Below are 22,033 nucleotides of genomic sequence, written 5' to 3'. Positions count from 1 at the left end.
TTAGCTCTCCTTGGTGGGCGCGTTCTCAGATAACCAGTTAGCTAGCTGACAGTACTGCGCCACGGAAATATTCTCTGCGCGCTTCGCCGGGTCGATACCCAGTTCGGTCAGAACCTCAACGCTGAACAGGTTGCCGAGGCTGTTGCGGATCGTTTTCCGACGCTGGTTAAACGCTTCTGTCGTGATACGGCTCAGTACGCGTACTTCTTTCACCGGATGCGGCAGCGTGCGGTAAGGCACCAGACGCACTACGGCGGAATCGACTTTAGGCGGCGGCGTAAAGGCGCTCGGCGGCACTTCAAGTACCGGGATGATCTGGCAGTAGTACTGCGCCATTACGCTTAACCGACCATACGCCTTACTGTTCGGCCCGGCAACCAGGCGATTGACGACCTCTTTTTGCAGCATAAAGTGCATATCGGCAATGGCATCAGTATAGCTGAACAGATGGAACATCAGCGGGGTCGAGATATTGTACGGCAGGTTGCCGAAGACGCGCAGCGGCTGGCCCATGCTCTGCGACAGCTCACCAAAGTTCATGGTCATCGCATCCTGCTGATAAATCGTCAGCTTAGGTCCGAGGAACGGATGTGTTTGCAGACGAGCGGCCAGGTCGCGGTCCAGCTCGATAACGGTGAGCTGGTCGAGGCGTTCGCCAACCGGTTCGGTCAGCGCGGCGAGGCCGGGGCCGATTTCAACAATCGCCTGGCCTTTTTGTGGATTGATGGCCGAGACAATGCTGTCGATCACAAATTGATCGTTGAGAAAGTTTTGCCCGAAGCGTTTACGGGCTAAGTGGCCCTGATGGACTCGATTATTCATTGAGTATTAACAATCATTTTAATGGCGAGATTAAGCGCCGTGATAAAACTGCCGACTTCCGCTTTCCCCTGGCCCGCAAGTTCAAGCGCGGTGCCGTGGTCAACGGAAGTGCGAATAAATGGTAAACCGAGCGTAATATTCACGCCGCGGCCAAAGCCCTGGTATTTTAGCACGGGCAGGCCCTGATCGTGATACATCGCGAGCACGGCATCGGCATGGTCGAGATATTTCGGCTGAAACAGGGTATCCGCCGGCAGCGGGCCGCTGAGATTCATGCCCTTCGCGCGCATCTCTTCGAGCACCGGAATGATGGTATCGATCTCTTCCGTCCCCATATGGCCGCCTTCGCCGGCGTGCGGGTTCAGGCCGCAAACCAGCACGTGCGGGTTGCTGATGCCAAATTTGGTGCGCAGATCGTGATCCAGGATAGTGATGATTTCCCGCAGCAGCTCAGGGGTAATCGCATCGCTTATCGCTTTTAGCGGCAGGTGAGTGGTCACCAGCGCCACGCGCAGCGCTTCCGTCGCCAGCATCATCACCACTTTACTGGCCTGCGAGCGCTCTTCAAAGAACTCGGTATGACCGGTAAATGCGATCCCCGCATCGTTAATAATGCCCTTGTGCACCGGACCGGTAATCAGCGCGGCGAACTCGCCGTTCAGGCAACCATCGCAGGCGCGGGCCAGCGTGTCCACTACGTAGCTGCCGTTGCTGACGTTGAGCACGCCCGGTTCAACCGGCGCGTTGAGCGCGACGGGGAGAAGCGTCAGAGTGCCTGCGCGCTGCGGCGTAGCGGGGGCGGAGGGGTCGTAAGGCAGAAGCGCTAAAGGAAGACCGAGCAGCTTCGCCCGGTCAGATAACAGAGCGCCATCGGCGCAGATCACCAGCTCTACCGGCCAGTCGCGCTGCGCAAGCTGCACAACGAGGTCGGGGCCAATCCCGGCGGGTTCACCGGGAGTGATAACAACTCGATTCATACACTTCATCCTTCAGGCGGTCTCTTACTGGCTGCGCTTCGTCGCCCCCGTCAGAGACCGGGGCGATTTGCTCAGCCGCCTCGATACACCCTGAGTGATGTTGTGTATGAGGCTAATGCGATTAGTTGCTCAGAACCTTCACGTAGGCGCTGGCGCGCTGTTCCTGCATCCAGGTCGCCGCTTCCTCAGAGAACTTACGGTTCATCAGCATGCGATAAGCGCGATCTTTCTGCGCGGCGTCGGTTCTGTCGACGTTGCGGGTATCCAGCAGCTCAATCAGGTGCCAGCCGAAGGAGGAGTGAACCGGAGCGCTGGTCTGGCCTTTATTGAGGCGCAGAATGGCGTCGCGGAAAGCCGGATCGAAGATATCCGGCGTCGCCCAACCTAAATCGCCGCCCTGGTTGGCAGAGCCCGGATCTTCAGAGAACTCTTTCGCCGCTTTGGCAAACGTGGTTTTCCCGCTCTTGATGTCAGCCGCGATCTGCTCCAGCTTCGCCCGAGCCTGATCGTCGTTCATGATCGGCGACGGTTTCAGCAGGATGTGACGGGCGTGAACTTCAGTCACGGAGATATTCTGGCTGCCGCCGCGCATATCGTTAATTTTCAGGATATGGAAGCCAACGCCGGAGCGTATTGGGCCGACGATATCGCCTTTTTTCGCGGTGCTCAGCGCCTGGGCGAAGATGCCCGGCAGCTCCTGAATCCGGCCCCAGCCCATCTGGCCGCCTTTCAGCGCCTGCTGGTCAGCAGAGTAGGTGATAGCCAGCTTGCCGAAGTTCGCACCGCTGCGCGCCTGCTCAACCACGGAGTTTGCCTGGTCCTGAGCTTCAGCAACCTGCTCAGAAGTCGGGTTTTCCGGCAGCGGGATCAGGATGTGGCTGAGGTTCAGTTCGGTACTGGCGTCGTTCTGATCGCCGATCTGTTTTGCCAGAGTTTCAACTTCCTGCGGCAGAACGGTGATGCGACGACGAACTTCATTGTTACGCACTTCCGAAATAATCATCTCTTTACGAATCTGATTACGGTAGGTGTTGTAGTTAATGCCGTCATAGGCCAGACGGCTACGCATCTGATCCATGGTCATGTTGTTCTGTTTTGCAATGTTGGCGATCGCCTGGTCGAGCTGATCGTCAGAGATCTTCACGCCCATTTTCTGGCCCATTTGCAGGACAATCTGGTCCATGATCAGACGTTCAAGGATCTGATGACGCAGGGTGGCGTCATCCGGCAGCTGCTGCCCGGCCTGGCCGGCGTTAAGTTTTACCGATTGCATCAAGCCATCGACGTCGCTTTCCAGAACAACGCCATTATTGACGACAGCCGCTACTTTATCGACAACCTGTGGGGCAGCGAAACTGGTATTCGCGATCATGGCGATACCGAGAAGCAGCGTTTTCCAGTTCTTCATACTTTTTCCATTTCAATTAACCGCAATTGCGGATTACGTTTTAAACCAGCCACATCACAGGGAGCTCTGGTACGGTAAAATGTTCGAACGCAGCATCTGCTGGGTGCCGAGACCGTAATTGGAGCTCAGGCCGCGCAGCTCAATGTTAAAGCCGAAAGTGTTGTCGTATTTGCTTTCGCTGCTGCTGTTATCCCAGCCGTTGATCTTACGTTCATAGCCGACGCGGATAGCGTAGCAGCAGGAGCTATACTGAACCCCTAACATCTGGTTCGCTGACTTTCTGGTATTCGTGTCGTAGTAATACGCGCCGACGACTGCCCAACGATCGACGATTGGCCAGCTGGCGGTCATCCCCACCTGCGAGATACCATCTTTGTACTGCTTAGCGGTGGAATAAGACGGCAGGGTCGCCTGAATGTATTCCGGGCTCGCATAACGATAGTTAAGTTGTACTAAACGGTTTTCGTCGCGACGGTATTCCACGGTTCCGCTGCCGGTAGCGACGTTATCCAGACGCGTATCGTACTGAATTCCCCCGCGTAAGCCCCAGTCGTCGGTGATGCGCCAGTAAGTATCGCCAGCCCATACCAGTGAACCTCGCGTGTCGTTGTTCTCCCAGTTGATGTTGTCGTCACCGGTACGTGCCTCGGTGAAATAGTAGATTTGACCAACGGAAATATTAAAACGTTCAACGGCGGCGGCATCATAAACGCGAGATGTGACGCCGGTGGAGACCTGATTGGCGGAAGCTATACGATCGAGACCGCTGTAGGTGCGGTCGCGGAACAGGCCGCTGTAGTCCGATTGCAGCAGCGTTGAGTCGTAGCTGCCGATCTTGCTTTGGTCGCGATAAGGGATATACAGATACTGCATCCGCGGTTCAAGCGTCTGGGTATAGTTCTCCTGCATATCACGCTCGAAAACCATTTTGCCATCGACTTTAAACTGCGGCATCACGCGGTTAACGGAGTCTTTATAATCGGTACCGTTGGCCGCGTTGTAGTCGTCAAGGTTGCTTTGCTGGTAATGGGTTGCCAGCAGTTTGGCCTCAGTATTGATGCTTCCCCAACCGTTAGACAGCGGCAGGTTGATGGTTGGCTCGAAGTGAACGCGCGTCGCTTCCGGCATTCTGCTGTTCGAGTTAACAAAATGCACTGCCTGGCCATAAAGATGGGTATCAAACGGGCCGACATCGTTCTGGTAGTAGTTCACGTCCAGCTGCGGCTCGGCGGAATAGGCATTGCTTGAGTCGCGGTCAAAGACCTGGAACTGCTTGGTCGATACGGTGGCGTCAAAGTTCTGATTAGCGTAGCCGGCGCTGAGTTTCTGCGTGGCGTAGCCATCGGTACTGGAACCGTATTTCGAGCTGAAGTCGTTAAAGTAGTCCGGGTCGCTGACTTTGGTGTAATCGGCGTTGAAGCGCCATACCTGGTCTACGACGCCGGAATGGTTCCAGTAGAACAGCCAACGGCGGCTATTGGAGTCGCCTGAGTGATCGTCCTGGTAGATTTTATCCGAAGGCAGGTAATCGAACTCGATTAAACCGGTTCCTGCTTTGGTCAGATAGCGGAATTCGTTCTCCCACATGACGCCGCCGCGCTTGCTCATATAGTGCGGCGTCAGCGTGGCGTCGAAGTTCGGGGCGATGTTCCAGTAGTAAGGAAGATAGAACTCCGCGCCGTTTTTGGTGCTGTATTTGGCGTTGGGGATCAGGAAGCCCGAACGACGCTTGTCACCCACCGGCAGCTGCAGGTAAGGGCTGTAAAAAATCGGCACGGAACCGAGCTTGAAGCGGGCGTTCCAGATCTCAGCGACCTGTTCTTCGCGGTCGTGGATAACTTCACTGCCGACCACGCTCCAGGTGTCAGAGCCGGGCAGACACGAGGTGAAGCTGCCGTTTTCTAAAATGGTGTAGCGGTTTTCGCCGCGCTGTTTCATCAGGTCAGCGGTACCGCGTCCCTGACGGCCAACCATTTGGTAATCGCCCTGCCAGACGTTGGTATCTTTGGTGTTCAGGTTCGACCAGGCTTTCGGCCCTTTGAGGATCACCTGATTGTCGTCATAGTGAACGTTGCCGAGGGCATCAACTGTACGCACCGGCTGCGGCTGACCGGCGGCCTGCTGCTGGTGAAGCTGAACTTCATCGGCCTGCAGTCGGCTGTTCCCCTGATTGATATCAACGTTGCCGGTAAATACGGCGTTATCAGGATAGTTGCCTTTCGCATGATCGGCATCGATCGTCACCGGCAGGTCGTTGGGTTTCCCTTCAACCAGAGGACGATTGTAGCTTGGTACGCCAAGCATACACTGCGTGGCGAGATCGGCAGCGAGGCCCTGTTGGCTATACAAGGCGCTGGCAATCATGGTGGCCAGGAGGCTGGGAATACGTTTTTTCATACGTTGTATTTGTTGTTCCGTCATCGTGTGGCAGCGGCTTGCAAACGGTCAGAGCCTAACGTACTCGTCTAAATCGCGCTAGTGTTAATCCTGCCCGTTTACTTCCCGAGCGTTAGGCACCGTGTAGAATGACGAGTATGATAAAGCAAATTATAGGCTATGTCCCACAATTGACCGAGGCGTAAACGCTTTGTAACGTGCGGTCAGATATAGCTTAACTGGCGGCAGAGAGATTGGGGAGTCTATGCAGTATTTGGGTAAAATAATTGGCGTTGCGGTTGCGTTGATGATGGGGGGCGGCTTCTGGGGCGTGGTGCTGGGGTTCTTAGTCGGGCATATGTTTGACCGCGCGCGCAGTCGCCGGCTGAATGTCTTCGCCAACCAGCAGGAGCGCCAGTCGCTGTTCTTCTCCACCACTTTTGAAGTGATGGGGCATCTGACCAAATCGAAAGGACGCGTCACTGAAGCCGATATTCATGTCGCCAATTTGCTGATGGATCGCATGAATCTGCATGGCGAAGCGCGTACCGCGGCGCAGCACGCGTTTCGGGTAGGGAAATCAGATGATTATCCGCTGCGTGAGAAAATGCGTCAGCTGCGCAGCGTCTGTTTTGGGCGTTTTGATTTAATTCGGATGTTTCTGGAAATTCAGTTGCAGGCGGCTTTCGCCGACGGTGAACTGCATCCCAACGAACGTGATGTGCTGTTTGTCATTGCCGATGAACTGGGTATCTCCCGGGCTCAGTTCGAGCAGTTCCTGCGCATGATGCAGGGCGGGGCGCAGTTTGGCGGTGGTTCGCAGCAGCAATCATACGGGCAGCGCGGCGGCAACGCTGGCTGGCAGCAGGCGCAGCGCGGGCCAACCCTGGAAGATGCCTGCAATGTGCTGGGGGTTAAAACGACCGACGATGCCGCTACCGTCAAGCGCGCCTATCGTAAGCTGATGAGCGAACACCATCCGGATAAGCTGGTGGCGAAAGGGTTACCGCCGGAAATGATGGAGATGGCTAAGCAGAAAGCGCAGGAGATCCAGAAAGCCTGGGAGCTGGTTAAAGAGCAGCGCGGCTTCTGAACGACCGGCCTCTCCCGGGCGGGAGAGGCGTCACGATGCGCTGGCGGCGCGGCGGTACATGCGCCGCGGATGGCCTATCTTGCCGTACAGCATTTCCACCTGCAGAAAGCCGATTTCCACGCAGTGCTCCAGATAGCGCCGGGCCGTGGTTTTGCTCAATCCAGCCTCGCTCACCACGTCATCTACCGAAAAGCAGCGCGCTTCTTCGCCGGTAAACAGACTCTGCACCAGCGCCAGCGTTTTTTCTTCAATACCTTTACTGCCGCTATCGGCTCGGTAGTTTTTAGCCTGCAACTGATACAGCGAATCCACGTTCTGCTGGTCGACAATCTTCCATTCGCGCTGCTGGTCGTAGAACTGCACGAACCGTTCAAGGGACTGGCTCAGGCGTTTCCACGACAACGGTTTGAGAATGTAGTCGAAGGCGCCGTTGCGGATTGCCTGGCTACAGGTTTCCATATCGCTGGCGGCGGTGATAAAGATCACCGAGCAGCTAGCGTGGGCCATGGTAGGATCGTTCATCAGGGTGACCCCTTTGCCGTCCGGCAGGTAGTTATCCAGCAGCACCAGCTGCGGCGGCCTGGCATTGAGTATCTGCCGCGCCTGGGCGAGAGAAGCCGCCGTGCCCGCCAGTCGCATACGCGGGTGTTTCTGGATAAGCTCGGCGTGCAGCCGCGCCAGTTCGCTTTCATCTTCAACGATCAGGACATCGACCAGGTCATGATGCATAGTGCGTCTCTTCTTGCGGATGGGCTGGCCCGCTGGCGGGAATAAACAGCGTGAAAATCGCCCCGCGCGGCGCGTTGTCGGCCACTTCAATCGTACCGCCAGCCTGGGTGACATAGCGCTCAATAAGATACAGTCCAATACCGTGATCGCCCCGGGTTTTGGTGGTGACGCCGCGTTCAAAGATATGCTCGCGGATCTCCGGGCGAATACCGACGCCGCGATCGGCGACTTCAATCATTAATTCCCTGGCGTTGAGCTGAATCAGGATCTCTACCGGTTCGTGCGGCAGTTCGGCGCGCTGGGTGGCCTCAATGGCGTTATCCAGCAGATTACCGATGATAGAGATAAGCTCGGACTCTATCAATGATGGCAGCGGGCGGTCGATGCGGCAGGCCGGGTCAAAGCTCAGCTCAACTCCTTTTTCCCGCGCACGGGCGGCTTTACCCAGCAGCAGGCCGCACAGGGTCGGCGAATTAAAGTGCGAGGAGATAAAGTCCAGCAGCTCCTGGGCATGCTCCGACTGCGCCTGAATATAGCGAATTGCCTCATCATAGTGGCCCATATGCAGCAGGCCGGAGAGGGTCGTCATCCGGTTGAGCTGTTCATGGCGCATGATGCGCAGATTATCAACGTAGCGTTTTACCTGGCTGAGCTGGGCGCTCAGGGAGTTGATTTCATCGCGGTCGCGGAAGGTGATCACCCAGCCCTGGAGCGAATTCTCCAGCATGATTCGCACCCGGCTGGCGAGTACCGTCAGCTGATTAAAACGGCACAGCTCGTCGTGGGTATCGCTTTCGAACATCTCTCCGCCGGCGAAAAACGGCTGCGGGGTAATGACGCTATCGATCGACTTACCGCGCAGCTGGTGCGCGGGCTGGCTCAGTCCGAGCAGGCTGCGGGCGGCGTGGTTTATCACTTCGATACGCCGGTGATGGTCAATCACAATCACCCCTTCGTATATCGACTCCATCATCGCTTTTTGCTGACGCACCAGCAGGCCGATTTCCCGCGGCTCCAGCGAGAAGATTTGTTTCTTAATGCTGCGGGTGAAGTACCAGGAAAAGGTAAACAGCGCGATAAGTAGCAGCACCGCGGCGATGAAGATATTGATGACTTTTGCCAGCGTGATGCTGTCGAGATAGCTGGTGAGGTAGCCGACGGAGACAATGCCAACGACCCGACCCGCGTCATCGAAAATGGGCGCTTTGCTGCGCAGAGAAATACCGAGTCCCCCTTTGCGGATGGTGGTCGTGCTTTTCCCCTCAAGTACCGACTGGTTATCGCCGCCAACCAGCCGCGTGCCGACCCACTCCGGATGGACAGAGTGAAACAGATGCACGCCCCGCTTATCGCCAATGACGATAAAACTGGCGTCGCTGTGGGCGGCGATATTTTGCATAAAAGGCTTTATCGCCAGCGCGTCTTCACGCGCCACCTGCTGACGTAAATCCGGCATCAGCGCGATTTCTTCTGCCTGTATTTTCGCGCGGGCGCTCATTTCCTGATAAAGCTGATGGCTGGCGTCGAAATAGTAATACACGCCCAGCAGCGCAAACAGCACTGAGAAAAAAGCGACCAGCGAAATGAACAGCTTAAACTGAAATGAAACCTTCATAAGTATAATGCACAGTATCAGGGATACGGCAGCGTATCTTTTTTTCGCTGCCGGCATCGTGGCTGAGGGAAACCGGTGAACGTCACAAGAGTGTCCGGCAACCACAATTATCCGCTGGCGGGGAATTTATCAAGGTTAATCAGGCGCTGGATTTAAAAACCTTAAAAACCACGGTAATAAATCAGAGCGGTTTCACAATAATAATAGAAACCATAAAAACCATAGTGACCATTAAAACTTCTTTTTTAATCTGCCGATCCTCACATTAACTCCGCGCGTGGCCCTCTAACCTGAAAAGTAATAATAACCAGAGGGCTTAATTATGAGCACCACAGACAATGCATTCTCTGCAACCATCGACCCTATTAATACGCCGAAACCCGCGCTTAAGCAGCGCTGGTGGCATATCCTCGATAACTGGAAAGTCGGTATTATCCCGCTGCCGCTCTTTCTGCTGGCCGGTGGCCTGATCGCGCTGGACTGTCTGGGCGGCAAGCTGCCGAGCGATATCGTCGTGATGGTGGCGACGCTGGCCTTTTTCGGCTTTGCCTGCGGCGAATTCGGTAAACGCCTGCCGGTACTCGGCAAGCTCGGCGCGGCGGCCATCTGCGCGACCTTCATCCCTTCTGCGCTGGTGCATTACGGCCTGCTGCCGGAGGTGGTGGTGGAGTCGACCACCAAATTCTATAAGTCGACCAACATTCTTTACCTTTATATCTGCTGCATTATTGTCGGCAGCATTATGAGCATGAACCGCACCACGCTGATTCAGGGCTTTCTGCGGATTTTCTTCCCGATGCTGTGCGGCGAAATCGTCGGCATGGTGGTCGGCGTCGGCGTCGGTACCGCCCTGGGGCTGGAGCCGTTTCAGGTGTTCTTCTTTATCGTCCTGCCGATCATGGCCGGCGGCGTCGGCGAGGGGGCGATTCCGCTGTCGATTGGCTACGCCGCGCTGATGCATATGGATCAGGGCGTTGCGCTCGGGCGCGTGCTGCCGATGGTGATGCTGGGCAGCCTGACGGCGATTGTGATCGCCGGCTGTTTAAACCAACTGGGCAAGCGTTTCCCGCATTTGACCGGCGAGGGGCAACTGATGCCTAACCGCCGCAACGAGACGCACCGCGAAACGCCCGCCGAGGGCAAAATGGAGGTGACGACGCTGGCCTCCGGCGCGCTATTGGCGGTGCTGCTCTATATGTTGGGTATGCTTGGCCAGAAGACCATCGGCCTGCCCGCGCCGGTGGGCATGCTGTTCCTCGCGGTGCTGCTGAAGTTGGTAAACGGCGTCTCTCCGCGCCTGCAGGAGGGCTCGCAGATGGTGTATAAGTTCTTCCGCACGGCGGTGACCTATCCGATTCTGTTTGCCGTCGGCGTGGCGATCACGCCATGGCAGGAGCTGGTCAACGCCTTTACCCTTACCAATTTGCTGGTGATTATCAGCACCGTATCGGCGCTGGTGGCGACCGGTTTCCTGGTCGGCAAAAAGATTGGCATGCACCCGATTGACGTGGCGATTGTCTCCTGCTGCCAGAGCGGCCAGGGCGGTACCGGCGATGTGGCGATTCTGACATCCGGCAACCGCATGAACCTGATGCCGTTCGCCCAGATCGCAACCCGGATCGGCGGCGCGATTAATGTTTCGCTGGGTCTGCTGTTCCTCAGTCATTTTTTGGCCTGATTTAACTTTTTTATAACCGCTAAGTCTGCTTTTTCGTGCTAAATGGCGCAGAAAATATCTGCGCCCCGTCTCCAAAACAGGGATCGTTTAGCGATACAATCAGCGCCATTATTCGCGACTGCGACGGCAGCCTGTCCGCTGCCTTTTATTAAGTGAGGAGAAAAACAAATGTCAGTGGATACTCTCGCCCGTGAGGGCGTAAGCATGGAAGCGCTGCTGGCGGCGAAAGAGCAGCGCGCCGCGCGCCAGGCCGACTGGTTAGCCCATTATCAGCGGCCGGTGATTTCGCTGACCCTGGTGACGCCGGGCGCGGTGAAAGACAGCATTCGCTACCGTAATATGATGGGCGTGGCGCTGCAGGCCTGCGATCAGATGCTGTGGAAACACCGCTGGCAGACGCTGGATCGCCAGGTGCTGTGGCTGCCGACCGGGCCGGAAGCGCTGTGGTGCGTCGATCACGCCGCCAGTGAAATCAAAGCCTTCTGTACCGATCTTGAGCATACTCATCCGCTGGGCCGCCTGTGGGATATTGACGTGATTTGCCCGAAAAATGGTCTGGTGGGCCGTCAGTCAATGGGGGAGAACCAGCGCCGCTGCCTGCTGTGCGACGAGCCCGCGCACGCCTGCGCGCGCAGCCGCCGTCATGACACCGGGCAGGTTGTGGCCCGCGTTGAGCAGATGATTGATGCGTGGTTTGCCCGCGACTGACGCCCGTTTTCCGCGGCATTGATGAGCGAGGAATAGCCCGGGTGAGCCGCTGGCGGCACGACCCGGGACAGAGATAAACGGTCAGAAGTCGATCGGCGCGCGGAAGGTCATCGAATTACCGAAAGCGGGATGGGTGATGGTCAGCGTTTCGGCGTGCAGCAGCAGACGCGGCGCCATCGCCAGCGCTTCCGGCGACGCATAAAAGCGGTCGCCGAGAATCGGATGGCCCAGCGCCAGCATATGTACGCGCAGCTGATGCGAACGCCCGGTAATCGGCTTCAGGCGCACGCGGGCGGTGTTGTCCGCCGCGAACTCCAGCACTTCATACTCGGTTTGCGCCGCTTTGCCGGTTTCGTAACACACCTTCTGCTTTGGCCGGTTCGGCCAGTCGCAAATCAGCGGTAAATCCACCAGACCTTCCGCTTTTTCCGGATGCCCCCAGACGCGGGCGACATACTGTTTTTTCGGCTCGCGTTCGCGGAACTGCCGCTTTAGCTCGCGCTCTGCCGCTTTGGTCAGGGCCACCACAATCACGCCGCTGGTCGCCATATCCAGCCGGTGCACCGATTCGGCCTGCGGGAAGTCGCGCTGAACGCGCGCCATCACGCTGTCTTTGTGCTCCTCAAGCCGGCCCGGCACGGACAACAGGCCGCTAGGCTTGTTGACCACCATAATGTGCTCATCCTGGTAAAGAATAACCAGCCAGGGATCCTGCGGCGGATTGTAGTTTTCCATCGCCATATTCGCGTTCCGTTACTGGTGGGTGACGACGATTAAGCGCAGCGCATCAAGACGCCAGCCTGCCTGAGCCAGCGCGTCCATCACCTGCTGACGATTGCTCTCGATAGCCGCCAGTTCATCATCGCGGATGTTCGGGTTCACGGCGCGCAGCGCTTCCAGGCGCGACAGCTCGGCCGTCAGCTTGTCGTCGGCTTCTTTACGCGCGGCGTCGATCAGCGCCTGGGCCGCTTTGGCGACCTGGCCTTCACCCTGCTGTAAAATCGCGTGGACGTCCTGCTGGACGGCATTAACCAACTTACTGCCTGTGTGGCGGTTAACCGCGCTCAGCTGACGGTTAAAGCTTTCGAACTCCACCTGACCGGCGAGGTTGTTGCCGTTTTTGTCGAGCAGCATGCGTACCGGCGTCGGCGGCAGGAAGCGGTTGAGCTGCAGATGCTTCGGCGCCTGCGCTTCAACGACGTAAATCAGCTCCAGCAGCAGAGTGCCGACCGGCAGCGCTTTGTTTTTCAGCAGCGAAATGGTGCTGCTTCCGGTATCGCCGGAAAGGATCAGATCCAGACCGTTGATAATCAGCGGATGCTCCCAGGTGATGAACTGTGCGTCTTCGCGGGACAGGGCAACATCACGCTCAAAAGTAATGGTGCAGCCATCTTCCGGCAGACCCGGGAAATCCGGGACCAGCATATGGTCGGAGGGGGTCAGGACAATCAGATTCTCACCGCGATCGTCCTGGTTGATGCCGACGATATCAAACAGGTTCATGGAGAAAGCGATCAGGCTGGTGTCGTCATCCTGCTCTTCAATGCTTTCCGCAAGCTGCTGGGCTTTTTCACCGCCGTTGGAGTGGATCTCCAGCAGGCGGTCGCGGCCCTGCTCCAGCTGCGCTTTCAGCGCGTCATGCTGCTGGCGGCAAGCTTTGATCAGCTCGTCGAAGCCGTCGGTATTTTCCGGGGCGGCGAGATAGTTAATCAGTTCGTTATGCACGCTGTCGTAGACGGTACGGCCGGTCGGGCAGGTGTGCTCGAAAGCGTCCAGACCTTCGTGATACCAGCGCACCAGCACCGACTGGGCGGTTCTTTCCAGATAGGGAACGTGGATCTGAATATCGTGAGCCTGGCCGATACGGTCAAGACGGCCGATACGCTGTTCCAGCAGATCCGGGTTGAACGGCAGATCGAACATCACCAGGTTACTGGCGAACTGGAAGTTACGGCCTTCTGAGCCGATTTCAGAACACAGCAGCACCTGAGCGCCGGTATCTTCTTCGGCAAACCAGGCTGCAGCGCGGTCACGTTCAATAATCGACATCCCTTCGTGGAACACCGCCGCACGGATGCCTTCGCGTTCGCGCAGGACCTGCTCCAGCTGCAGCGCAGTAGCTGCCTTGGCGCAGATCACCAGCACTTTCTGCGAACGGTGGCTGGTGAGATGGCCCATCAGCCACTCAACGCGCGGGTCGAAGTTCCACCAGGTGCCGGTATCGCCTTCAAACTCTTGATAAATCTGCTCCGGATAGAGCATATCGCGGGCGCGCTCTTCGGCAGTTTTACGGGCACCCATAATCCCGGAAACCTTGATAGCTGTCTGGTACTGGGTCGGCAGCGGCAGACGAATTGTATGCAGCTCGCGTTTCGGGAAACCTTTGACGCCGTTACGCGTGTTGCGGAACAGCACGCGGCTGGTGCCGTGGCGGTCCATTAGCATCGACACCAGCTCCTGACGAGCAGCCTGGGCATCATCGCGATCGCTGTTGGCGGCCTGCAATAGCGGTTCGATATCTTGTTCGCCGATCAGATCGCTCAGCGCGTTCAGCTCGGCGTCGTTCAGTTTATTCCCGGCCAGCAGCAGGGCGACGGCGTCGGCGACCGGACGGTAGTTCTGCTGCTCTTCAACAAACTGAGCGAAATCGTGGAAACGGTTAGGGTCGAGCAGGCGCAGGCGGGCGAAGTGGCTCTCCATCCCCAGCTGTTCCGGCGTCGCGGTGAGCAGCAGAATGCCCGGCACGCGCTCGGCCAACTGCTCAATGGCCTGATATTCGCGGCTTGGCGCGTCTTCACTCCACACCAGATGGTGCGCTTCATCGACGACCATCAGGTCCCATTCGGCATCGCACAGGTGCTCCAGGCGCTGCTTGCTGCGGCGCACGAAGTCCAGCGAGCAGATAACCAGCTGTTCGGTTTCGAACGGGTTAATGGCGTCGTGCTGCGCTTCGGCGTAGCGCTCATCGTCAAACAGCGAAAAGCGCAGGTTAAAGCGGCGCAGCATTTCCACCAGCCACTGGTGCTGCAGGGTTTCCGGAACGACGATCAGAACGCGTTCGGCAGCGCCGGAGAGCAGCTGCTGATGCAGGATCATCCCGGCTTCAATGGTTTTACCTAAACCCACTTCGTCCGCCAGCAGGACGCGCGGCGCGTGGCGGCGGCCAACGTCGTGAGCGATATTCAGCTGATGCGGGATCAGGCTGGTGCGCTGGCCGCGCAGGCCGCTCCACGGCATACGGTACTGTTCGCTCTGAAATTTACGCGCACGATAGCGCAGGGCGAAACGGTCCATACGGTCGATCTGCCCGGCGAACAGACGGTCCTGCGGTTTGCTGAAGACCAGTTTGCTGTCGAGCAGCACTTCACGCAGGGTGACGTTGGCTTCCTGGGTATCGAGGCGGGTACCGGTGTAGGCCAGCAGACCGTTCTCTTCATTAACTTCGTCAACCTGGAGCTGCCAGCCTTCATGGCTGGTGATGGTATCGCCCGGGTTGAACATCACGCGGGTGATCGGGGAGTCGTTGCGTGCGTACAGACGGTTTTCGCCGATGGCGGGGAAAAGCAGAGTCACCATGCGCGCGTCCAGCGCAACGACCGTCCCTAATCCCAGTTCGCTCTCTGTGTCGCTAATCCAGCGTTGACCAAGTGTAAAAGGCATATATGTTCGGCTCTTTAGTTCTTTGATTGCAGGCAATAGTTGATCATCTCCATGGAGAATCGGAGATACGTCAAAATTGGGTCCAGGAATGGAAAGGGCGCTATATTACTGGATGGCGGAACGTTCGTCACGTCCTCCTCACCCTTCATTTTACGGCTTTTGCGCCAGCGGAATGGGTGAGGAAAAATCAAAATAGCCCCAGTTGCCCCGTCACTATTGTAGCAAAATCGTCGTCGACAAAGGGAAGTATTCCTTCGGCGACAGGCTCTAATTGCTTAGAAAGGTAGTGTTCATAATCCAGCGGTGATTGCTGATAGTCCACCGGCTCCGGCCCGCCGGTGGTCCAGACATATTTAATGCTGCCGCGCTGCTGGTACTGTTGCGGCCTGCCTAACCTGACGTTTTGCTCATCAGCGAGCCTGGCCGCGCGCACGTGCGGCGGCACGTTGCGCTGATACTCCGCCAGCGGACGACGCAGGCGTTTACGGTAAATCAGACGATCGTCAAGCTCGCCGTTCATCAGCTTATCGATGGTTTCGCGTACGTAATCTTGATAGGGCTGATGACGAAAAATGCGCAGATAAAGCTCCTGCTGAAACTGCTGGGCCAGCGGCGTCCAGTCGGTACGTACCGTCTCCAGCCCTTTAAACACCATTCGCTGCTCGCCGCCTTCCTGAATCATCCCGGCGTAGCGCTTTTTACTGCCGGTGTCCGCGCCGCGAATGGTGGGCATGAGAAAGCGGCAGAAGTGGGTTTCGAACTCCAGCTCCAGTGTGCTGACAAGTCCCTCTTTGCTGAGCTCCGCCGCCCACCATGCGTTGACGAAGTCCACCAGCGAGCGGCCGATACCGTTGGCTTCCTCTTCGCTGTGGGCCCGCTTGAGCCACACGAACGTGGAGTCGGTATCGCCGTAGATAACGTCGTAGCCCTGGGATTCAATCAGCGCTTTGGTCTGGCGCATAATCGCGTGGCCGCGCATGGTGATGGAGGAGGCCAGACGGGGATCGAAAAAGCGGCAGGCGCTGGTGCCGAGTACGCCGTAGAAGGCGTTCATAATGATCTTCAGCGCCTGCGACAGCGGCTTGTTTTTATGCTGCTTGGCCTCGTCGCGACCGTGCCAGATCTGCCCGACAATGCACGGCAGGCAGTGTTTTTCTCGCGAAAAGCGCGCGCCGAGAAAGCCTTCGGTGCTATGAGCGTCATCGGGATGCGCCAGCCCTTCAACCAGCCCCACGGGATCAATCAGGAAGGTGCGGATAATCGACGGATACAGGCTTTTGTAGTCCAGCACCAGCACCGAGTCGTAGAGGCCGGGGCGCGAGTCCATCACGTAGCCGCCGGGACTGGCCTGCGGCGGTACTGCGCCAAGGTTCGGCGCAACGTAGCCGAGCCGGTGCATGCGCGGGAAATAGAGATGGCTGAAGGCGGCGACCGAACCGCCGTGGCGATCAGCAGGCAGGCCGTTGACCGTCGCGCGCTCTAGTAAAAAAGGCATGATCTCGGTTTTATGGAAGATGCGCGTAACCAGCTCGCAGTCCTGCAGGTTGTATGTCGCCAGCGCCGGTTTATCCTGGTGAAAACGGCGATCGATTTCATCCATCCGATCCCAAGGGTTATCAATGGCTTTGCCCTCACCGAGCAGTTCGCGGGCCACCGATTCCAGGGCAAAAGAGGAGAAGTTCCAGAACGCGGATTTCAGCGCCTCGATGCCATCGATAATCAGTCGGCCGTTGGCCTGAGCAAAGAAGACGCCATTTTTAAAACCGTGCTCGCGCCACTCCAGTTCGCTGTTGCCGCGCCCGAGCATCAGCGGGATACGATAGCGCTCGGCGTGCTTTTGCAGAACGCGTAAATCGAACTGCACCACGTTCCAGCCAATCAGCACGTCCGGGTCGTGAGCGGCAAACCAGGCGTTAAGCTTTTCCAGCAGCAGCGGGCGGCTGGCGACGTACTCCAGCGTGAAGTTGACGGCTGGCAGCGAGGCGGGCTCCGGCCCGAGCATATAGACGACCCGCTGGCCGCAGCCTTCAAGACCAATGCAGTAGAGTTCGCCGTGGCGGCTGGTTTCGATGTCCAGCGACACCCATTTCAGCGGCGGACGGTAGTGGGGGTTGGGCTTCATTCGCGCGTTAACCAGCCGCTGGCCGCGCGCCTCGCCTTCCACCCACACCGGGGCGGTAATAAAGCGCTCCATCAGATAGCGCTCCGGCGGGCGAATGTCGCCTTCATATACCGTGATGCCGTTTTCGCGCAGCTTTTTTTCCAGCCGCATCAGCTGGCGGTGAGCGCGGCAGTAGAGGCCAAATACCGGCTGGCGATGAAAATCTTGCAGATTGAGCGCAGCAAGGCGATGGCCGTTTTCGCCCTGCAGCAGGCGTTCAACTTGCGGACGCTGAGATTCGGCAATGAACGCCACGGATTCCTGCGGCGGCAGCGTGACCTCAAGCGGGCCGTCATCAGTCGCCAGCCAGAAAGTCAGTTCGGTGCCCTGTGGGGTATCCCGCCAGTGACGGGTGAGTAAAAAACCTGCTCGTGGCTGCGTCACGCCGTGCTCTCATGAGTCAAAACCAGGCCTGATTATAGCCTGGTTCACGAAATGATGCTGGGGTTTTATACAGGTATAGGCCGGAGGTTGTGTTGCGCGCTGTTTCCCGGATTGCGGCGTAAACGCCTTATCCGGGCTACTCGTCCGCAGAGGGTAGCCCGGCTAAGCGTAGAGCGAGCCGGGACTACTGTGGAGGTTTACTGTCCGTAATAGGCTTTCGCGCCGTGCTTGCGCAGATAGTGTTTATCCAGCAGCGTTTGCTGCATCTCCGGCAGCTGCGGTGCCAGCTGGCGGCAGAAGATACCCATATAGGCGATCTCTTCCAGAACGATAGCGTTATGCACCGCATCTTCGGCGTTTTTCCCCCAGGCAAACGGGCCATGCGAGTGCACCAGCACGCCGGGCATTTGCGCTGGATCGATCCCTTTTTCACGGAAGGTTTCGACGATCACCGCGCCGGTTTCCCATTCGTACTCGCCGTTGATCTCCTCGTCGGTCATCAGACGGGTACAGGGGACCGCGCCGTAGAAGTAGTCGGCGTGGGTGGTGCCGGTGGCGGGAATCGACTGTCCGGCCTGCGCCCAGATGGTGGCGTGACGCGAGTGAGTATGAACAATGCCGCCCAGCGTCGGGAATGCCTGATACAGCAAACGGTGGGTTGGCGTATCCGACGAGGGTTTTTTCTCGCCTTCAACCACTTCGCCGGTCTCCAGGCTGACCACCACCATATCTTCGGCGCTCATTACGCTGTAGTCGACGCCGGAGGGTTTAATCACCAGCACGCCCCGTTCACGGTCGACGGCGCTGACGTTGCCCCAGGTGAGGGTGACCAGATTATGCTTTGGCAGGGCCAGGTTGGCTTCGAGAACCTGGCGCTTGAGATCTTCTAACATACTGTGCTCCGAATTGCTGGCGAGTCAGTTCCCCTCACCCCAAGGGAGAGGGTGAGGGAACGGCCTCTTAGCGTTTTGAACCGTAATACACTTCGTTCCAGCGCAGCGCGTCCTTGAAGGAGGGCAGACGGGTTTCGTTATCAATCACGGTCAGCTCAATATCCTGCAGCTCAGCAAACTGGCGCATATCGTCGAGGGTTAGCGCATGGCTGAAGACAGTGTGGTGCGCGCCGCCGGCGATGATCCACGCTTCAGACGCGGTGCGCAGATCCGGATGCGCTTTCCACAGGGCGTTGGCGACCGGCAGCTTCGGCAGCTCGTGCGGGGTTTTCACCGTCTCAATGGTGTTCACCAGCAGACGATAGCGATCGCCGAGATCGATCAGGCTGGCAACGATCGCCGGGCCGGTCTGGGTGTTAAAGATGATGCGCGCCGGATCGGCTTTACCACCGATGCCTAGAGGCTGGACGTCGAGAATCGGTTTCTCCGCGGTGGCGATGGTCGGGCAGACTTCCAGCATATGCGAGCCCAGAGCCAGATCGTTGCCTTTCTCGAAGTGATAGGTGTAATCCTCCATAAAGGAGGTGCCGCCCTGCAGACCAGTTGCCATCACCTTCATGATGCGAAGCAGAGCGGCGGTTTTCCAGTCGCCCTCGCCCGCAAAGCCGTAGCCCTGCTGCATCAGACGCTGCACGGCGAGACCCGGAAGTTGTTTCAGGCCGTGTAAATCTTCAAAGGTGGTGGTAAACGCGTGGAAGCCGCCTTGTTCCAGGAAGCGCTTCATCCCCAGCTCAATGCGCGCGGCGTCGAGAAGGTTCTGCCGTTTATCGCCGTGGATTTGTACCGCGGGCGTCAGACGATAGCTGCTTTCATACTCATCAATCAGCGCGCTGATTTCGCCGTCGGTGACCGCATTGACGACCTGCACCAGATCGCCCACCGCCCAGGTGTTAACCGAGAAGCCAAACTTGATCTGCGCGGCGACTTTATCCCCGTCGGTAACCGCCACTTCGCGCATGTTATCGCCGAAGCGGCAGACTTTCAGGTGACGGGTATCCTGTTTAGAGACCGCCTGACGCATCCACGCGCCGATGCGCTGATGCGCTTCTTTATCCTGCCAGTGGCCGGTCACCACGCTGTGCTGCTGACGCATTCGGGCGCCGATGAAGCCAAACTCGCGGCCGCCGTGCGCGGTCTGGTTCAGGTTCATAAAGTCCATATCGATGCTGTCCCACGGCAGGGCCGCGTTGAACTGGGTATGGAACTGCATCAGCGGTTTATTCAGGATCGTGAGGCCGTTAATCCACATTTTCGCGGGCGAGAAAGTATGCAGCCACACCACCATCCCGGCGCACTTGTCATCGTAATTGGCGTCGCGGCAGATATGGGTAATCTCATCCGGGGTTGTACCCAGCGGTTTCAGCACCAGTTTGCACGGCAGCTTGGCTTCCGCATTCAGGCTGCTCACCACATGTTCTGCGTGCTTCGTAACCTGACGTAGCGCTTCAGGGCCATACAGATGCTGGCTACCGATGACGAACCACACTTCATAATTATTAAAAATAGTCATTTTTATATCCTTAATGGGTGAGAGCTGCCTGCGATTGCGGCGCGGTTTCCGCCTTTGCAGTCGAAGGGAGATAACGTTGTTCCGCGCTGAGCGACCACTGCTGGTAGCGCTGGTAGAGTTGTTCGAAGCGTTGCGCCTGGGCCGGACGGGGCTGCAGGGTACTTTCCACCTGGCTGGCCATGTTTTCCTGCGCGGCGGGTATATCGCGGTATACGCCCGCAGCGACGGCGGCGAAGATAGCCGCGCCCAGCGCGCAGCACTGATCGGAGGCGACGATTTGCAGCGGGCGATTTAGCACATCGCAACAGGCCTGCATGATCACCGGGTTTTTCCGCGCGATGCCGCCGAGCGCCATCACGTTATTGACCGGGATCCCCTGGTCGGTGAAGCACTCCATAATGGCGCGGGCGCCGAAGGCGGTGGCGGCAATCAGCCCGCCGAACAGCGCCGGGGCGTCGGTGGCGAGATTGAGATCGGTAATGACCCCTTTTAGACGCTGGTTGGCATTCGGCGTACGGCGGCCGTTAAACCAGTCCAGCACGACCGGCAGATGGTCAAGAGACGGATTTTTCGCCCAGGCGTCGGTCAGGGCAGGCAGCAGCTGTTTCTGGCTGGCTTTGATCTGCTCTTTGAGTTCCGGATGCGCTTGCGCCAGCTGCTCCAGTGGCCAGCCGAGGATGCGGCCAAACCAGGCGTAGATGTCGCCAAAAGCGGATTGCCCCGCTTCCATACCGATAAAGTCAGGCACAACGCTACCGTCGACCTGGCCGCAAATACCCTTCACCGTACGCTCGCCGACGCTCTGTTTATCGGCGATCAGAATGTCGCAGGTGGAGGTGCCGATCACTTTGACCAGCGCGTTTGGCTGTGCACCGGCGCCGACGGCGCCCATATGGCAGTCGAAAGCGCCGCCGGAGATGGCGACGGTTTGCGGCAGGCCCAGGCGCGCGGCCCACTCGGCGGTCAGGGTGCCCACCGGGACATCCGCAGTCCAGGTATCGCTGAACATCGGGTAGGCCAGGTTTTGGTTGATAATCGGGTCGAGTTCATCGAAGAAACCGGCTGGCGGCAGGCCGCCCCAGCTTTCGTGCCACAGCGATTTATGCCCGGCGCTGCAGCGGCCGCGACGAATATCCTGCGGGCGGGTGGTCCCGGAAAGCAGCGCGGGTACCCAATCGCATAGCTCAATCCACGACGCGGCGGCCTCGGCGATGGCGCTATCGTGGCGGGTAACGTGGAGGATTTTGGCCCAGAACCATTCACTGGAGTAGATACCGCCGATATAGCGGGAGTAGTCTTCTTTACCCGGCTGGTGGCACAGGCGGGTAATCTCCTCCGCTTCTTCCACCGAGGTGTGGTCTTTCCACAGGACGAACATGGCGTTGGGGTTGCTGGCGAATTCGTCGCGTAGCGCCAGGACGTTGCCGTCGGCGTCAATGGGCGCGGGAGTTGAGCCGGTGCTATCCACGCCGATACCCACCACGGCAGCGCGCTGTTCAGCGCTCAGTGAGGCAAGGACGCTTTTCAGCGCGGCTTCCATCGATTCAATATAGTCGCGCGGATGATGGCGGAACTGGTTGTTCGGGCCATCACAAAACAGCCCCTCCTGCCAGCGCGGATACCACTCGACGCTTGCGGCGAGCTCTTCGCCCGTTGCGCACTCTACCGCCAGGGCGCGTACTGAATCACTGCCAAAATCGAGGCCAATCGCAATTGCCATGCTGTTACTCCATGCTAAAAATCATTCATGGTGAAACAGTAGATATCTGGGCTGAAAACCGTCAGGCTGTATTCGCTAATCTTATGGACTATATTGCTGTGACGTCGCAAAGTGTGACGCCGTGCAAATATTCAATGTGGACTTTCCTGTCGTCTTTATAGACACTTCAGTTATGCGCTAAAAGCGCCTGAATTGTGCGCTGCGCTCAGTTTTAGCCGAGAGGCGGCGGGTTTTAATTC

General features: G+C 57.9%; 15 protein-coding genes. 3 read left to right on the top strand and 12 right to left on the bottom strand.

Going from position 1 to position 22,033, the window contains the following annotated elements; all coding sequences use genetic code 11:
* The 4 genes from rsmA to lptD form a co-directional block, all read right to left on the bottom strand.
* A complete protein-coding gene (gene rsmA, locus EGY08_RS10585; RefSeq protein ID WP_004098527.1) occupies positions 1–822 on the bottom strand; it encodes a 16S rRNA (adenine(1518)-N(6)/adenine(1519)-N(6))-dimethyltransferase RsmA in 822 nt (273 codons plus the stop codon).
* On the bottom strand, positions 819–1,799 hold the full coding sequence (gene pdxA, locus EGY08_RS10580) for a 4-hydroxythreonine-4-phosphate dehydrogenase PdxA (protein WP_004128831.1): 981 nt from the start codon (positions 1,797–1,799) through the stop codon (positions 819–821). The genes rsmA and pdxA overlap by 4 nt, the downstream gene beginning before the upstream one ends.
* A gap of 121 nt (positions 1,800–1,920) precedes the next feature.
* Positions 1,921–3,207: a peptidylprolyl isomerase SurA gene (gene surA / locus EGY08_RS10575; protein ID WP_004128832.1), complete on the bottom strand. Its 1,287-nt coding sequence runs from the start codon at positions 3,205–3,207 to the stop codon at positions 1,921–1,923.
* Positions 3,208–3,261: 54 nt separating this feature from the next.
* Positions 3,262–5,604 carry an LPS assembly protein LptD gene (lptD, locus tag EGY08_RS10570; protein WP_032742034.1) on the bottom strand — a complete coding sequence of 781 codons (2,343 nt, stop codon included), beginning with the start codon at positions 5,602–5,604 and terminating at the stop codon, positions 3,262–3,264.
* A gap of 244 nt (positions 5,605–5,848) precedes the next feature.
* Between lptD and djlA the strand changes: the two genes are divergently transcribed.
* Positions 5,849–6,676 (top strand): co-chaperone DjlA, encoded by an 828-nt coding sequence (gene djlA / locus EGY08_RS10565; protein ID WP_004128836.1) that lies wholly within the window; start codon positions 5,849–5,851, stop codon positions 6,674–6,676.
* 30 nt (positions 6,677–6,706) lie between these two features.
* Here the strand turns inward: djlA and EGY08_RS10560 are convergent, their stop codons facing one another.
* Together EGY08_RS10560 and EGY08_RS10555 are read right to left on the bottom strand one after the other, a co-directional pair.
* On the bottom strand, positions 6,707–7,405 hold the full coding sequence (locus EGY08_RS10560; RefSeq protein WP_123828473.1) for a response regulator: 699 nt from the start codon (positions 7,403–7,405) through the stop codon (positions 6,707–6,709).
* Positions 7,395–9,020: an ATP-binding protein gene (locus tag EGY08_RS10555; protein ID WP_004128840.1), complete on the bottom strand. Its 1,626-nt coding sequence runs from the start codon at positions 9,018–9,020 to the stop codon at positions 7,395–7,397. Before EGY08_RS10555 ends, EGY08_RS10560 begins: the two co-directional genes overlap by 11 nt.
* Before the next feature lie 322 nt (positions 9,021–9,342).
* Between EGY08_RS10555 and EGY08_RS10550 the strand changes: the two genes are divergently transcribed.
* Positions 9,343–10,698 (top strand): 2-hydroxycarboxylate transporter family protein, encoded by a 1,356-nt coding sequence (locus EGY08_RS10550; protein WP_004128842.1) that lies wholly within the window; start codon positions 9,343–9,345, stop codon positions 10,696–10,698.
* Between the two features lie 168 nt (positions 10,699–10,866).
* Complete coding sequence (gene citX / locus EGY08_RS10545; protein WP_004098536.1) at positions 10,867–11,406, top strand: citrate lyase holo-[acyl-carrier protein] synthase; 540 nt, start codon at positions 10,867–10,869, stop codon at positions 11,404–11,406.
* Positions 11,407–11,487: 81 nt separating this feature from the next.
* On the opposite strand, the gene rluA is transcribed toward citX, so the two are convergent.
* The 6 genes from rluA to araB all read right to left on the bottom strand — a co-directional run bounded on the left by rluA (position 11,488) and on the right by araB (position 21,794).
* Complete coding sequence (gene rluA / locus EGY08_RS10540) at positions 11,488–12,147, bottom strand: bifunctional tRNA pseudouridine(32) synthase/23S rRNA pseudouridine(746) synthase RluA (RefSeq protein WP_004128846.1); 660 nt, start codon at positions 12,145–12,147, stop codon at positions 11,488–11,490.
* A 12-nt stretch (positions 12,148–12,159) separates the two neighbouring features.
* Positions 12,160–15,066 (bottom strand): RNA polymerase-associated protein RapA, encoded by a 2,907-nt coding sequence (rapA, locus tag EGY08_RS10535; protein WP_004128858.1) that lies wholly within the window; start codon positions 15,064–15,066, stop codon positions 12,160–12,162.
* A 187-nt stretch (positions 15,067–15,253) separates the two neighbouring features.
* A complete protein-coding gene (polB, locus tag EGY08_RS10530) occupies positions 15,254–17,611 on the bottom strand; it encodes a DNA polymerase II (protein ID WP_123828472.1) in 2,358 nt (785 codons plus the stop codon).
* A gap of 197 nt (positions 17,612–17,808) precedes the next feature.
* Positions 17,809–18,504: an L-ribulose-5-phosphate 4-epimerase gene (gene araD, locus EGY08_RS10525; protein WP_004128860.1), complete on the bottom strand. Its 696-nt coding sequence runs from the start codon at positions 18,502–18,504 to the stop codon at positions 17,809–17,811.
* A 67-nt stretch (positions 18,505–18,571) separates the two neighbouring features.
* On the bottom strand, positions 18,572–20,074 hold the full coding sequence (gene araA, locus EGY08_RS10520) for an L-arabinose isomerase (RefSeq protein WP_004128861.1): 1,503 nt from the start codon (positions 20,072–20,074) through the stop codon (positions 18,572–18,574).
* 10 nt (positions 20,075–20,084) lie between these two features.
* Positions 20,085–21,794 (bottom strand): ribulokinase, encoded by a 1,710-nt coding sequence (gene araB, locus EGY08_RS10515; protein WP_004128862.1) that lies wholly within the window; start codon positions 21,792–21,794, stop codon positions 20,085–20,087.
* Between the last annotated feature and the right edge of the window lie 239 nt (positions 21,795–22,033).

Origin of the sequence: Klebsiella sp. FDAARGOS_511 (assembly GCF_003812845.1) — a bacterium.
GTDB lineage: Bacteria > Pseudomonadota > Gammaproteobacteria > Enterobacterales > Enterobacteriaceae > Klebsiella > Klebsiella grimontii.
The sequence above is the reverse complement of the archived record's forward strand: the minus strand, read 5'-3'. Positions and strand labels throughout refer to the sequence as shown.

Coding starts and splice junctions, on each gene's coding strand:
- surA (WP_004128832.1), bottom strand. CDS start 3,207: ATGAAGAACTGGAAAACGCTGCTTCTCGGTATCGCCATGATCGCGAAT.
- rluA (WP_004128846.1), bottom strand. CDS start 12,147: ATGGCGATGGAAAACTACAATCCGCCGCAGGATCCCTGGCTGGTTATT.
- pdxA (WP_004128831.1), bottom strand. CDS start 1,799: ATGAATCGAGTTGTTATCACTCCCGGTGAACCCGCCGGGATTGGCCCC.
- lptD (WP_032742034.1), bottom strand. CDS start 5,604: ATGAAAAAACGTATTCCCAGCCTCCTGGCCACCATGATTGCCAGCGCC.
- EGY08_RS10560 (WP_123828473.1), bottom strand. CDS start 7,405: ATGCATCATGACCTGGTCGATGTCCTGATCGTTGAAGATGAAAGCGAA.
- araB (WP_004128862.1), bottom strand. CDS start 21,794: ATGGCAATTGCGATTGGCCTCGATTTTGGCAGTGATTCAGTACGCGCC.
- araD (WP_004128860.1), bottom strand. CDS start 18,504: ATGTTAGAAGATCTCAAGCGCCAGGTTCTCGAAGCCAACCTGGCCCTG.
- citX (WP_004098536.1), top strand. CDS start 10,867: ATGTCAGTGGATACTCTCGCCCGTGAGGGCGTAAGCATGGAAGCGCTG.
- rsmA (WP_004098527.1), bottom strand. CDS start 822: ATGAATAATCGAGTCCATCAGGGCCACTTAGCCCGTAAACGCTTCGGG.
- araA (WP_004128861.1), bottom strand. CDS start 20,074: ATGACTATTTTTAATAATTATGAAGTGTGGTTCGTCATCGGTAGCCAG.
- EGY08_RS10555 (WP_004128840.1), bottom strand. CDS start 9,020: ATGAAGGTTTCATTTCAGTTTAAGCTGTTCATTTCGCTGGTCGCTTTT.
- djlA (WP_004128836.1), top strand. CDS start 5,849: ATGCAGTATTTGGGTAAAATAATTGGCGTTGCGGTTGCGTTGATGATG.
- EGY08_RS10550 (WP_004128842.1), top strand. CDS start 9,343: ATGAGCACCACAGACAATGCATTCTCTGCAACCATCGACCCTATTAAT.
- rapA (WP_004128858.1), bottom strand. CDS start 15,066: ATGCCTTTTACACTTGGTCAACGCTGGATTAGCGACACAGAGAGCGAA.